14 protein-coding genes are annotated in these 12,010 nt (G+C 60.5%); 13 read left to right on the top strand and 1 reads right to left on the bottom strand.

Annotation, left to right across the window (positions count from 1 at the left end):
- The first annotated feature begins 348 nt into the window (after nt 1–348).
- The 10 genes from KH616_RS13660 to KH616_RS13615 all read left to right on the top strand — a co-directional run bounded on the left by KH616_RS13660 (nt 349) and on the right by KH616_RS13615 (nt 9,965).
- Nucleotides 349–1,587, top strand: a complete 1,239-nt coding sequence (locus KH616_RS13660) for a site-specific DNA-methyltransferase (protein ID WP_292245283.1) — start codon at nt 349–351, stop codon at nt 1,585–1,587.
- Between the two features lie 9 nt (nt 1,588–1,596).
- A complete protein-coding gene (locus KH616_RS13655) occupies nt 1,597–3,681 on the top strand; it encodes an EAL domain-containing protein (protein ID WP_292245281.1) in 2,085 nt (694 codons plus the stop codon).
- A complete protein-coding gene (locus tag KH616_RS13650) occupies nt 3,678–5,180 on the top strand; it encodes a 3'-5' exonuclease (RefSeq protein ID WP_292245279.1) in 1,503 nt (500 codons plus the stop codon). Before KH616_RS13655 ends, KH616_RS13650 begins: the two co-directional genes overlap by 4 nt.
- Nucleotides 5,181–5,330: 150 nt before the next feature.
- Entirely contained in the window at nt 5,331–6,212 is an 882-nt protein-coding gene (locus tag KH616_RS13645; protein ID WP_292245277.1) for a DUF5131 family protein, read from the top strand.
- Between the two features lie 30 nt (nt 6,213–6,242).
- Nucleotides 6,243–6,656, top strand: coding sequence for a hypothetical protein (locus KH616_RS13640; protein ID WP_292245275.1), 414 nt, complete (start codon nt 6,243–6,245; stop codon nt 6,654–6,656).
- 52 nt (nt 6,657–6,708) lie between these two features.
- Nucleotides 6,709–6,987 (top strand): hypothetical protein, encoded by a 279-nt coding sequence (locus KH616_RS13635; protein WP_292245273.1) that lies wholly within the window; start codon nt 6,709–6,711, stop codon nt 6,985–6,987.
- A gap of 236 nt (nt 6,988–7,223) precedes the next feature.
- A complete protein-coding gene (locus KH616_RS13630; RefSeq protein ID WP_021158859.1) occupies nt 7,224–8,393 on the top strand; it encodes a hypothetical protein in 1,170 nt (389 codons plus the stop codon).
- Nucleotides 8,394–8,657: 264 nt separating this feature from the next.
- Complete coding sequence (locus tag KH616_RS13625; RefSeq protein WP_292245270.1) at nt 8,658–9,200, top strand: DUF1643 domain-containing protein; 543 nt, start codon at nt 8,658–8,660, stop codon at nt 9,198–9,200.
- Complete coding sequence (locus KH616_RS13620; RefSeq protein ID WP_021158858.1) at nt 9,200–9,628, top strand: hypothetical protein; 429 nt, start codon at nt 9,200–9,202, stop codon at nt 9,626–9,628. Before KH616_RS13625 ends, KH616_RS13620 begins: the two co-directional genes overlap by 1 nt.
- Nucleotides 9,615–9,965: a hypothetical protein gene (locus KH616_RS13615; protein WP_285518670.1), complete on the top strand. Its 351-nt coding sequence runs from the start codon at nt 9,615–9,617 to the stop codon at nt 9,963–9,965. The genes KH616_RS13620 and KH616_RS13615 overlap by 14 nt, the downstream gene beginning before the upstream one ends.
- Before the next feature lie 12 nt (nt 9,966–9,977).
- Here the strand turns inward: KH616_RS13615 and KH616_RS13610 are convergent, their stop codons facing one another.
- On the bottom strand, nt 9,978–10,376 hold the full coding sequence (locus tag KH616_RS13610; protein ID WP_042974390.1) for a hypothetical protein: 399 nt from the start codon (nt 10,374–10,376) through the stop codon (nt 9,978–9,980).
- A gap of 222 nt (nt 10,377–10,598) precedes the next feature.
- Here KH616_RS13610 and KH616_RS13605 point away from each other — a divergent pair, with 222 nt between their 5' ends.
- The 3 genes from KH616_RS13605 to KH616_RS13595 form a co-directional block, all read left to right on the top strand.
- On the top strand, nt 10,599–10,871 hold the full coding sequence (locus KH616_RS13605) for a hypothetical protein (protein WP_042974388.1): 273 nt from the start codon (nt 10,599–10,601) through the stop codon (nt 10,869–10,871).
- A 123-nt stretch (nt 10,872–10,994) separates the two neighbouring features.
- Nucleotides 10,995–11,732 carry a hypothetical protein gene (locus tag KH616_RS13600; protein ID WP_292245267.1) on the top strand — a complete coding sequence of 246 codons (738 nt, stop codon included), beginning with the start codon at nt 10,995–10,997 and terminating at the stop codon, nt 11,730–11,732.
- 74 nt (nt 11,733–11,806) lie between these two features.
- On the top strand, nt 11,807–12,010 hold a 204-nt coding region (locus tag KH616_RS13595; RefSeq protein ID WP_292245265.1), incomplete at its 3' end, for a hypothetical protein.

The following is a 12,010-nucleotide window of genomic DNA, read 5'->3' as shown; positions in this document are numbered from 1 at the left end:
ATCCTGACATGGCGCGGCGCATCCTCATTGCGGCGAACGTCGCACTCAATCAGAACCCTGCCGCCGGCGTCGTCACGCGAAACTGACGCGGAGCAGACACCCTCATTGCTTCGCGCCGGGAAACAATCGAACCCCAATTTCCTTTTCGCTGGATCTTCTCTTTACGAGGGAAAGGACCGGCGAATACGCACTATTTCGAAGTGGCTCCAGATAGGAATTTCTGGCCCAATCGGCGTGTTGCGGGGTAAAGCACCCCGTTATCAGAAGACCTAGAAATACGCCATGACCCGGGCATGCTGAGGTTGTCGACGCCAAGACGTGCGTCTTTCCCTCGAGTGATTTCAAGCGATGCAACTGGACCTCTTCTCTCACGCCGCGAGTGCTTACGCCGACGCCCCCAACGGACGGCTGACGAACGCCGAGTTCTACCAGGCGGTGGCCGAGCGCGCGAACATCGACCCTGGCGAGCTCCAGAAGAAGGGTGTAATCGGCCGGGACGGCAAGGAGTATCTGACGCTCGCGCATGTGCTGCGCTGGCGACAGCAGGACCTCAAGCGCATGGGAGTCATCGAGCGGGTCGCAGGCAAGCGCGGCATCTGGCAATTGACCGAGTCGGCCGGTCGCAAGATGGACGAGGCTGGACGTGCGGTTCGTCTCATCGCGTTTTCGACCAAATTGGGCGTCGCGATCTTCGGTGATTGCCGGGATGCGTTTGCCGGGCTAGACGAGCCGATCCACCTGATTTTCACGTCGCCGCCGTTTCTTCTGGCCAAGCCACGAGCGTACGGGAATCCGGCGACACTGCAGGAATACATCGACTTCATCTGCTCCGCGCTCGGCCCCCTCATGCTGCATATGGCGGCGGGCGCTTCACTGGTCATCAACCTGTCGAACGACTCGTTCGTGCAAGGCAAGCCTGCACGCTCGACGTATCTCGAACGCCTCGTTTGCGCGCTCGAAGATCGTCTCGGTCTTGTTCTCATGGATCGCGTGATCTGGAAGTCGGCGAAGGCGCCGGGCCCCACTCAGTGGGCGTGCAAACATCCGATCCAGCTTCGAACCGGCTACGAGTTCTGCTACTGGTTTTGCAACGACCCGGAGAAGGTCCGATCGAACAATCGGCGCGTGTTGCTGCCGCACACCGACCGGCACATCAAGCTAATGACGAGCGGCGGCATCCAGCACTCAGCGTCGTATGGAGACGGCTCGCAGGTTCATCGGCCCGGGCAGTACGGCACGCTGACCGAGGGGCGCCTGCCGACCAACGTCATTGAGATCGGTACCGGCTGCGCGGACACGCGCGCATATCGCCGGCGAGCGAACGAGCTCGGACTCCCGTTGCATGGGGCGATGATGCCGACCCGCGTGCCCGACTTCTTTATCCGCTTCCTGACGGAACCCGGCGATCTCGTGGTCGATACGTTCGGCGGAACCGGCAAGACAGCGCTGGCGGCCGAACGTCTCGGCCGGCGTTGGGCAATGGCCGAAAAGATGTTGCAGTACATCCGTGGTTCCGCAACGCACTTTGAGCAGTTCGAAGGCTTCCAGATGAATCCCGCTTTGGAAGAGGTTCGATATGCCGCATAAGGACTGAAGGTGATCGGTACGCAAAATGCCCTCCTCGTCGCGATGTCGATGGTCGTTGCCGCCTTCTCGTCCTACACGGCACTGGACATTAGCGGCCGAATCCGGGCGGCGCGAGACCGCGCCACCAGGCTTCGATGGCTGGCCCTCGGCACATTTGCGTTCGCGACAGGACTTTGGGCCTCGCAGTTCATCGGCATGCTAGCGTACACGCTTCCGTTTCCAGTCGGTTATAGCGAGTGGATAACCGCCCAGTCGTTCCTCGTAGCGTTGGGGATCGCCGGTTTGACGCTCGAGGTATCAACCCGGCCGTATCAGACCCGGCGCCTGATCACTATGACCGGGCTTGCGACAGGCCTCGGGATTTCCGTGGTCAGCTTTCTTGGAGTTCAGTCGCTAAGGATCGAGCCGCACGTCGAATTTTCCAAGGTGGTGTTTGTATGTGCGGTCATTGTGGCCATCGCTGCCACGACAGCGGCACTGTCGGCCCGCATTCGACTGATAGGAGCGGGGCCCCACCTGTCGATAGTCCGCCGTGCCATTGCCAGCCTTCTGATCGGCACCGCAATCGGTGGCAGTCACTACATCGCGCTATGCGCCGTCAAGGTCCCGCCGCACGCTTCCTCTCGTGCGATTCAGGCTTTCCAACCGGATCGCAGCGGATATGCCGTCATCGTTATCTCCATCTTTGTTGTCTTCCTCACGCTGGCCCTTTCGATCCTCGAGTTCCGGCATGAGCGCGAACGCATGAACCTGACGTCCTCACTGGACGAAGCCCGCCGGCGGCTGAGAACTCTCGCGTTATTCGACGATCTGACGTCTCTACCGAACCGAGGCAATATATACCGCAGGGTGCAGAGCGACATCGACAAAGCGCGTGCCGAGGATTCCAATCTGCATGTGCTGTACATCAACATCGACTCGTTCAAGGTGTTCAACGAATCATACGGGTTCGCGCTGGGCGACAGCCTACTTCGTGAACTTGGCGCTAGGCTGATCAGCGTAGCGCCTCCAGGCTGCGCGGTCGGCAGGATCGGGGGCGACGAGTTCGCGATCGCAGTGCCGGACTCAACCTCAGAACACGTATTCGAGTTCGCGCGGAAGCTCGTGGCGCATGCTCGACAGGGAATTCGCGTCGATACGGGCAACGTCCTTCGGGTCACGGTATCAATCGGGGTGGCGGTCGGGCCCATAGACGGCGATACGGCCGATGTCCTGCTCAAGAATGCCGGGCGAGCGATGTCCGCCGCAAGATCGGCGGGCGGTAACGCTTATCGGATCTATCAGCAGGACATGCAGGCGATCCCCCTGCGGCGCTTGCAGATCCAGCACGCGCTTCAGGACGCGATTGAGAGTGATGGATTCCGGCTGCATTTCCAGCCGAAGTTCGGTGGCGACGGTCGTTCTATCGAAGGTGCAGAAGCGTTGATCCGGTGGACACATCAGGACCTCGGTGTTGTTCCTCCTCTCGAATTCATTCCGGTTGCGGAGAGCGTGGGCCTCATCAACCAGATCGGGACCTGGGTCGTCGAGCAGGCCTGCATTCAAATCCGGGAATGGGACCGGGAAGGCTTACCGCCGGTTCGCCTTGCCGTGAACCTGTCGCCCCAGCAGCTAAAACAGCAGGGGCTGGTCCAGGCGGTCAAGAGCATCGTGGAGAACCATGGACTTGACGCGCACAGGCTCATGTTCGAGATCACAGAAACGGTGGCGATGGAAGTCGCAGAGGAAACTTCGGCAAGCATTCGGGAGTTTCAGGCGGCTGGGTTCGATATTGCCATCGACGATTTCGGTACCGGCTATTCGAGCCTCGCGTACTTGCAGCGATTCCGTGCGCGGCAGCTGAAGATTGACCGCTTTTTCACACGCGGGCTGGACGATCACGGCGACGAGGGATACGCGATCGTCTCGGCCATCATCGGGCTGGCCCACACGCTAAAGATGCAGGTTGTTGCCGAGGGTGTCGAGACGCGAAGTCAGTTGGAAAAGCTTCGCGAGCTCCAGTGCGATCAGGTTCAGGGATATCTGCTCGGTAAGCCGATGGACGCCAAAGCGTTCAAGTCGTTTCTCCGCAATCACGTGCCCGAACCGGCATGATGAAACTCAAGCCTACGTTGGAACAGGGCGCGGCCATCGACCTGTCCATGACTGGCGCCTCATTCAAGGTCATTGCGCGAGCGGGGTCGGGGAAGACTTCGTTGCTGAACATGATCGCGACGACCAAGGGCAAGGCCCGTGGCGTCTATCTGGTCTTCGGTCGGGAGAACGCCGCGGAGGCTCGGCAGAAGCTGCCCAAGTCCGTAACGTGCAGCACATTCCACGCACTCGCATACCGGAGCCTGCCGCCGGGCATCACGGACAAGATAAACAACACGACCGAAACGATCGAGCTGCTCGGCGTCCGGATGGGTTTCAAGCCGATTGTCGTGCCGAACATCATGGGGCGCTTGGTCGAGTTGACCGGATATCACCTCGCGCAGATGGTGAACGATGCAGTAGCCCGATTCTGCAAGTCGGCTGATCTCGCCCCATCCCAGCGGCATCTGGACTGGAATCCGGTGATCGTGCCGGAGGCGATGGAGCAGGTGCAGATTGAATTGATGCCGTACGTGCAGGCGCTGTGGGCAGAGTTCCAGAGCCCGACGAGCCCATATAGGATCAATCACGACGTCTATTTGAAGATCTGGCAGTTGTCCGAACCGGAGATCGAAGCACGATACATCCTGCTCGACGAGGCTCAGGACAGCGATGACGTGATGTTGTCGATTCTCGGAGCTCAGTACCACGCGCAGGTCATCTATGCCGGGGATCCGCACCAGCAGATCATGGAGTTTCGAGGCAGCGTCGACGCGATGCAGCGTGTCGAAGCGCCGGAGACGTGGCTCACCGAATCTTTCCGGTTCGGAAAGAGCATTGCCGATGTGTCGTCCTTGGTGCTTAGAAAGCTGGGGGAGACGACGCCGATCAGAGGGCAGGATTCGATCCACTCCGTCGTGATCGACGAGACGCCCGACATCGATATCCCCGTGAAAGCCGTCCTATGCCGCACGAATGCAACCGCCGTCGCGCAGATGGCCGACGAACTGCGCGCGGGGCGGCGGGTCGCGCTACGGGCCAACATCTCCGAGATCCGGAGTTTTTGTGAGGCGGCGCGTCAACTCATGTGCGGCGTGTCGCCGGATTCGCCGAAGTCGCTGGCATTGTTCCGCGACTGGATGGAGGTCCAGGACTACGCCGAGAGCTTCGCGGGCCGGGAGATCGCTCCCTACGTGAAACTAATCGACGACCACGGCCCGGATCTGCTCGAGGAGATGGTTCGAGCGTCCGTGCCGGATCGGCATGCGGACATCACGATCAGCACGGCGCACAAGGCGAAGGGGCTGGAGTTCGACTCCGTCCGCGTTGAAGGGGATTTCAAATTTTACGTTGACAAGGAAACCAACCGGATCGAGCTGACAGAAGAAGAGACGCGCTTGCTGTACGTGGCGATGACACGGGCCCGGCAATGGCTCGACATCTCGCCGCTGGCTGGGAACCTCAAGACGATGCTGGCGGATGCTCGGATCATTGAATCCCCGGAGGAGTGCCTGATGTAGCGGTTCACAACAGCAGACGTGCCGGCGGAAACACCCCCTGAATGCGGATTCTATTCAGCTTTCTGGCAGGCCGGGGTTCTGTTCAACTTCGGGGCAGCGACAGAGCGCGTCGATTAGGTGCGCGGGCGCGAAAAGATAGGCGAGGCGGACATGGCAATCGAAACGGGCATTTCCTATGTGAAATCCAGCTTGAATGGCTGGATCGGCTGCACGCAGATCAGTCCGGGCTGCGATGCGTGCTACGCAATGGCAGGCGATCTCCGGTTTCATGGCGGGAAACACTGGGGGCCAGGCGCACCGCGGCACCGCACGGCGTTGTCGAACTGGAAGAAGGCGGACTCATGGAACCGGCAGGCGGCCGCCGCGGGTAGTTTCTGGCCGGTGTTCTGGAACACGCAGGCGGACATGTTCGACAACGAAGTGCCGGACGAGTGGAGAGCCGATGCGTGGAGCCTGTTCGCACGCACGCCGAATCTGACATGGCTGCTGGTCACGAAGCGGATCGGGAATGCAAAACGCATGTTGCCGGCGGATTGGGGCACGGGCTATCCGAACGTCTGGATCATCTCGACGGTTGTGAACCAAGAGGAGGCCGAGCGTGACGTCCCGAAACTTTCCGAACTGGATGCTGTTGTCAAGGGGATCAGCCATGGGCCGGGCCTCGGGGCGCTCGACCTTTCCTTCCCGATTGGACGTGGGCGGCACGCGGGCAAGCGTGCGATCGACACCCTGAACTGGATCATCACGGAGGGGGAGAGCCGCCAAGGCCGTAAGCCACGCGAGTACAAGCTGGAGTGGGCCGAATCGCTGGCGGAGCAGGCGAGCGATGCGGGCATTCCGTTCTTCATGAAGCAGATGGGTCATTTCCCGACACGTGCCGGCGAACGGGTCAAGTTCACGGGCAAGGGGGCTGACGTCCGAGAGTGGCCGAAGGCGCTTCAGCGGCAGGAATTCCCACAAGGGAAGATCCTCGTCGTGGAGCCGGAGCGTGCGTCCAGGACCGTGCTTCCGATTATCTCGACCGCGCCATGATCGGCTAAGCCATTCGAGTTCTGAATCCAGATGGAAAAACGAGCGGTGCTGCAGGCGGGCGGAAGCGTCAACGATAAGGGCGGAGCGCTGCGTACCGTCAGAACGGCAGTTAGCTGGCTGATTCCCCTGGCTATCGGGGTGGGAATTGCCATGTGGCTCTTCCACCAGGTCCGGTTCGAGCAACAGGCTGACGGCGTGATGTCTCCGGCGGTGGCCGTTGACTTGGGCCTGATCCGCCCGGATCAGGCGGGTCATGTCGGGCAGATCTGGTTCGTCCGGGCACAGGATGGCTGGTTTCAATACCGCGCGGTCTACCGTGGCCTCAAGGGCAAGGAAGGCGTGATTCGCGCCGGCACGCACGTGGATCTGGACAAGTTGTGCGCAAAGATGTCACCGACAGATTGCAGGCTGCTGCATCCGCGTTCTGCGCAGTTTGAACAGTGATCGGGCGCCCTGGAGGGCGGCCACTATAAAGACCGATTTGTTGGAGTACGAGATGGATATGTCGTTGCTGCACTATTCCCGGATGGATATTGCGATCGAGATCATCGCCAGCCTGGCCCTTGTAGCGAGTTACTTCTTGTACCGGCAGCAGTACCGGCTGGTGTGGCTGGCCGTTTTTCTCGCGATGTCCGCGTACTACACCTACCTCAGCAACGTGCCCATGCGGGCGATCCTCACGGGCATCTTCGCGCTTTATCAGGGCATCCGGATCGGCCGCGCCGAGCTGAAGGCGAAAAAGATGAAGGGTGGTCCGAGAACATGGCCGAGGTAGGCGTCGGGGCGCGAGCCACGGTGGACTCTTACCTTTTCCTGACAGGAATTAAAGAATTCAGGAAAACAGCCGATAAGTCACCAGTTGAAATTCGGATGAGGGATTCCGACGAGCCAGGCCACAAGGCCGCGCTGGAGTTCTATGTCCTCACATGCGATGCCCGCGTTTAAGGGGGCTAGGAACCGCGGTCTGACCTGAGATACTGAACTCAGTTGGACTTCAAACCCGGAGAGAACATGAACATGAAGAAGAACCTGATTTTGGCTTCTTTGATTGCTTCTGCGGCCTTGGCTGCGTGCGGTGGCGGCGGTGGTGGCGGCAGCTCGAGCGGCGCGGCCCCCGCAAGCGGCGCGAGCTCGACGCCGGCAGCGCAGGTTCCGTTGAACCCGTACACCAATCAGCAAGCGCCCGGCGCGTCGACCACGACGGTCACCGGCCAGGTGTACAACAGCGGTGTGACGAGCGGCGCGACCGTGGCCGCATATCTGGTGAACGCGGACGGCTCGAACGGCGCGCTCATTGGCACTGCAACGACCGGCACGGACGGCACGTTCAGCATGACGCTGAATCAGGCGCCGTATGCGACGGCTAGTTATGTCCGCTTCGTGGCAACGGGCGGCACGTTCACCTCGACGGCCGACAAGACGACTCAGACGAACGGTTCGCTGGAACTCGTGACGCCGTACATCACGACGGCCTTCGACAACTTCGTGATTACGCCGCTCAGCCATGTCGCTTCGCAGCGCATGACGCAGGTGGCTTCGACGGGCGGCACGCTGGCGCACGCCTACACGAGCGCAGCAGGCATGGTGCTGCCGCTGATCGGGTTCAGCGACTCGATTCTCCCGCAGGACACGAATACGGCGGGCGTTGACTACCTCGCGCTGGTGCCGGGCTCGTCGGGCGACACGCTGAACGCCTACGCAGACGCTTTGAACGCCGTCGAAGCCTACGGTGTCAAATACGATCTGCCGTCGTCGGTGGTCGAGCAAGTGCTCTCGCAGAGTCAACTGACCGGCCAAGCATCGACGACGCTGCCGAACGGTACGGCCATTAACATCGGCCAGTGGCAGAGTGGCACGTTCAACACGTCGGCTACGTACACGCTGGCTACGCTGGAAGCGGCGAACGCGAACGTGCCGCCGTATGCGGACATGCACCAGTTTATGCTGTGGGAGTACGGTCACGCGGACTGCGCGAGCGGCAACTACACGCCGTATTTCACGCGCTTCCCGCTGGCACCGGGTGAGCCCAACCTCTTCACGTCGGGCGGCGCCTGCACGGCCTACAACGGCTACGTGTCGAACATCGACGCCAAGGTGTCGACGAACCAGCGAAGCCTCGCGCTCGTCACGGGGCCGGGCTACGTGCCGCAAACGACGCCTGTAGTCGGCGCGGGTCAGTAATCGGCCCGTCGATGTATTAAGAGTCGTACGCAATCCCCGGCTTTTCCCCCGGGGATTTTTTCTTGCATCGCGCCGAACTCGCAGGATCGGCTTACCTATACGTCGAAATCGACGCCCACATTTGGGGGCAGCAACGATGCCCTATGTTCAGCATCGGCGCCCCCCTGAGCGGAGCCATCGGCTAGAATGCTTCCTATCAAGAAGTGAGGAGCCGAAGGTGATCGGAACCGCTACAGCGCACCTCCCAAGGCCATGAAACCATCTATGGAAGTCGAGATCCCGGATTGGGTCGAGGAAAACGCCCATTTTTCGGACCCACAACATCGGGTCTGGTTGCGGCGTCGACTCGCCATGTTCGGAGTCCCGGTCGGATTCATCCTCCACAACCCCAGCCGGGCCGGGTTTGTCGCGAACGACCCAACCGTGCGGCGCGGTATTTCGTTCGCGGCCTGCGTCGGGGCTAGCGACCTGATCTTCGTGAACGCGGCGACTGGCATTGCTACTGATGCGGACAACCTGGCAGCAATGGATGATCCGATCGGTCCGATGGCCGACGAAGCGCTGCGCGTCGCCGCAGAATTTTGTCTGTCCCATGGTGGCATGCTGATCGCGGCGTGGGGTACGCCAAAAGGGAAGGCAAAGACGCGTCGCCTCATGGACGCACGGTTCCGGGATATTCTCCGGCTCGGCCTGCCACTCCATTTGCTGCGGCTGACTGAAAGCGGCTATCCGGAACATCCGCTGCGTCTTCCGGGTGATCTACGGCCGCAACCCTGGGAATACCTAATGCCCGGCGTGGAGCAATGATGGTTACGAGCAAGCTATCGAATATCGCGAAGGCGACCCGCGAGCAGTGTTTCAGCACGCCGGCGCAAAGTCTGCGCACGCTATGCTGCCTCGTCAGCGTGTTCATCCTAGGGATCGCGCTTGGCACGATCGAGGGCAGTGTGGTGGTCGTTACATTCTGCATGCTGCTTGTCATGGCGATCGTGCAGGGTATGTCGAGTGAAGAAAGCCCGCTTCTCGGTCCCATTGCGGCCGTTGCGTTCGGGGGCGGCGGCGCGATTGGCCTGGTCGTCGTGGCATGCGCGGCTCAACAGCCGGTGGATCGCTTTGGTTGGTTCGCCGCGGCGGGTGGCGGCGTGGTAGGCGCTATCTGGTGGGTCATGCTGACGTCGAAGTGGATCTGGCGTCTGGTCTCGAACAACGATGGAGGCAGTGGTGGATCTGATTGAACTGAAAAAGGGGGCCGCGAACGTTGCCCTTCAATTCCGCAACGGGAACCGCGTCGATTTTACTGTTGGTGAGCCGGTCGCACTTAACTTCGTCGAAGTGTGGCGCGAGGACTCTGATGGTCTGATGAAGCTCCTGCAAAAGGCCGTGCCTGTCTATCTCGAGGCGGAAGCGACGCGTCGGGCATCGGGGCTGATCGCCCAGCTGATGCTTGATAAGTCCCACCCGAATCTGATGGATCTCTACCGGACGCTTCATGCCGATCCTGAATTTGCCGCGTTCGCCAACGCGATGCTTCAGGGATTCGTGCCGGGCAGACAGTTAGTTTGGCCTGGCTAGCGAAGTGGCCGATCAGGCCGCTTGCTGCATTTTGTTGTCTTGTCCGCTGTTCACATCTCCCTGCATGATGCGCCGCTGGATTTCTTGCTGAGACAGGAGAATGTCCTCGGTCGGCGCCGTTGCGATCTGAGCGTCCAGCACCGCAATTGCTGTGCATGAGGCGTCGAGAGGTTCGTCACTCATGCGCCAGTTCCCGCGGCGTGGGCCACTGTCCAGCCAGCCCACAAAAGCCTCCTGAGCCTCTTTCACATTTTCGATCAGATGCGGGAAATGTCCCCGTTCGCAGAGGATTAGAGCGAGGTTCAGCGCATCCGCGACGATCTCCACTTCGTTTCTTCGCCCGGTACCCCGCTTGATCTGGTCGAGTGCAATGTGCCAGGCGGTAGCGATCGAGATTCGCTCCTGAGACATAGGAAAGGATCCGATGATCGGGGCGAGTGCCCGAGACGCCGTCGGTGGTGTCCGTTTCCGGCCGATTCCGCGTTTTTTCATCCGAGTGGTGAGCCGGCCGCACAACGCGGTATGGCGCTGAAAGTTCCTGTAGGAAATCATTCTACGAGCGAACCAATCTTCTGTCTAAACCTCTCCAGACCTATGCCGATATCACGTCTAGTCTGGACTTCTCATATCTACATGGACGTTCTATACGCAGCGAGCTTCAACTTCATGCCGACGGATAATCTTGGCAAGAAAATTGAGGGAGTGCCGACGCAGGTGCGCGCCTTCACGGTTACCGGCGCGACGCGCCAGAGCTGGATATTGGAAGGCGGGTTGAAGGTCAGGAAGAAGCACATGGTGCTTGAACTGAATGAGTTCAGCACCGGGCTTTTCCGATCGCTCGATGCGGCGTGCCGCTCGCTCCAAGTACGCGGGAATAACTCCGGGACCGAAAGAGTACGCGGTTAGGCCACGTCTTGCGCTATCTCGCGCTCCGCGATCGCTGTCCAATGGAAGGCGATTGTTTAGAGCCAATAGCGGCACGTACCGAGGATCTCAATGCCCGTTCGGGAACAACCGTCCAATCTCCCCATGTCGTCGTTGCCGACGCTCGAGAAAGCGCTGCACTTCGGGCGCATGACGCGGCTGGATACCACGCGGGTGCGCGCCGCGCTTGCAATGGCTGACCGTACCAACGTGATCGACGTCCGGCGTGTGACGACGATGGTACTTGACCGTGTCAGCCAGTACTACGACGTGGTGGGCTACTGCGCTCCGCGAGCTTCCTTCTCGAAGAGTGAATCCGAGCTGCCCCGTGCGATATCAGCCGACTCCGAGGCCATCGCGTCCAACGGTGGTCGTCCCATGCATGCGCGGGCCGGCCTCGATACCGATCTGACAGAGGAGAACGTCGAACGACTGTGGAAGTTTGCGGGGATGATCTCGCTCAACCTGGCATTCAACATGGGGGAGTGGGAGATCACGCGATGTGCGCCTGAGTCGGCCGCGATCGTATCGGTCGCGACAAAGTTCGCTTACCGGATCTGCCAGTCGCCCGAATGGACCGGTTCACCGTGGGTCAATATTCGGCGCCGGATCGGCTCGCCGGCAGTCCGGCGGATCCTGAAATCGGCCAGATCTGCAATTTCCGACCGCTGGCTCGTGATTCACCCTCAGACCGGGCACCCGATCCTCATGGAGGAGCAGGAATATCGGGATGCAGAGCCGAGCCTTCGTGCGAGAGCTCGCCAGTTCGACACGGAACTGCGCGTGTCACCTCCCGTGAATGTGATCGATCAGGCGATCCTTGAGGTAGCCGAGGCCGCTTGAGGCGAGATCACTCTTCGGTAAACTGGGAATGATGGTCATCGCCATCACCGCATTTCGACAAGAAGAGGACAAGCATGAAGAATTTGCTGATGGTGGTCGTTGTCGCGCTTCTCGCGGCGTGTTCGCACAAAGACGAATCGGTCTCGCAGGCTCCGGAGAGCCTCGTTGGGACGTACTCGGCGCTGGACGCCGACGGGAAGTACTACGCCCGCCTGAAGGTAACGCAGGAGAACGGCAAGTACGTTTTCTACGAAATCGTCCCGTTCTCGTCGCAGCCG

It is taken from the genome of Burkholderia sp. (assembly GCF_018375725.1).
GTDB lineage: Bacteria > Pseudomonadota > Gammaproteobacteria > Burkholderiales > Burkholderiaceae > Burkholderia.
This window is presented reverse-complemented; position numbering and strand designations above follow the sequence as displayed.

What these genes read in the sequence shown, in the direction of transcription:
- KH616_RS13660 (WP_292245283.1), top strand. Translation starts at nt 349, where the DNA reads ATGCAACTGGACCTCTTCTCTCACGCCGCGAGTGCTTACGCCGACGCC.
- KH616_RS13650 (WP_292245279.1), top strand. Translation starts at nt 3,678, where the DNA reads ATGATGAAACTCAAGCCTACGTTGGAACAGGGCGCGGCCATCGACCTG.
- KH616_RS13645 (WP_292245277.1), top strand. Translation starts at nt 5,331, where the DNA reads ATGGCAATCGAAACGGGCATTTCCTATGTGAAATCCAGCTTGAATGGC.
- KH616_RS13640 (WP_292245275.1), top strand. Translation starts at nt 6,243, where the DNA reads ATGGAAAAACGAGCGGTGCTGCAGGCGGGCGGAAGCGTCAACGATAAG.
- KH616_RS13635 (WP_292245273.1), top strand. Translation starts at nt 6,709, where the DNA reads ATGGATATGTCGTTGCTGCACTATTCCCGGATGGATATTGCGATCGAG.
- KH616_RS13630 (WP_021158859.1), top strand. Translation starts at nt 7,224, where the DNA reads ATGAACATGAAGAAGAACCTGATTTTGGCTTCTTTGATTGCTTCTGCG.
- KH616_RS13625 (WP_292245270.1), top strand. Translation starts at nt 8,658, where the DNA reads ATGGAAGTCGAGATCCCGGATTGGGTCGAGGAAAACGCCCATTTTTCG.
- KH616_RS13620 (WP_021158858.1), top strand. Translation starts at nt 9,200, where the DNA reads ATGGTTACGAGCAAGCTATCGAATATCGCGAAGGCGACCCGCGAGCAG.
- KH616_RS13610 (WP_042974390.1), bottom strand. Translation starts at nt 10,376, where the DNA reads ATGTCTCAGGAGCGAATCTCGATCGCTACCGCCTGGCACATTGCACTC.
- KH616_RS13605 (WP_042974388.1), top strand. Translation starts at nt 10,599, where the DNA reads ATGGACGTTCTATACGCAGCGAGCTTCAACTTCATGCCGACGGATAAT.
- KH616_RS13600 (WP_292245267.1), top strand. Translation starts at nt 10,995, where the DNA reads ATGTCGTCGTTGCCGACGCTCGAGAAAGCGCTGCACTTCGGGCGCATG.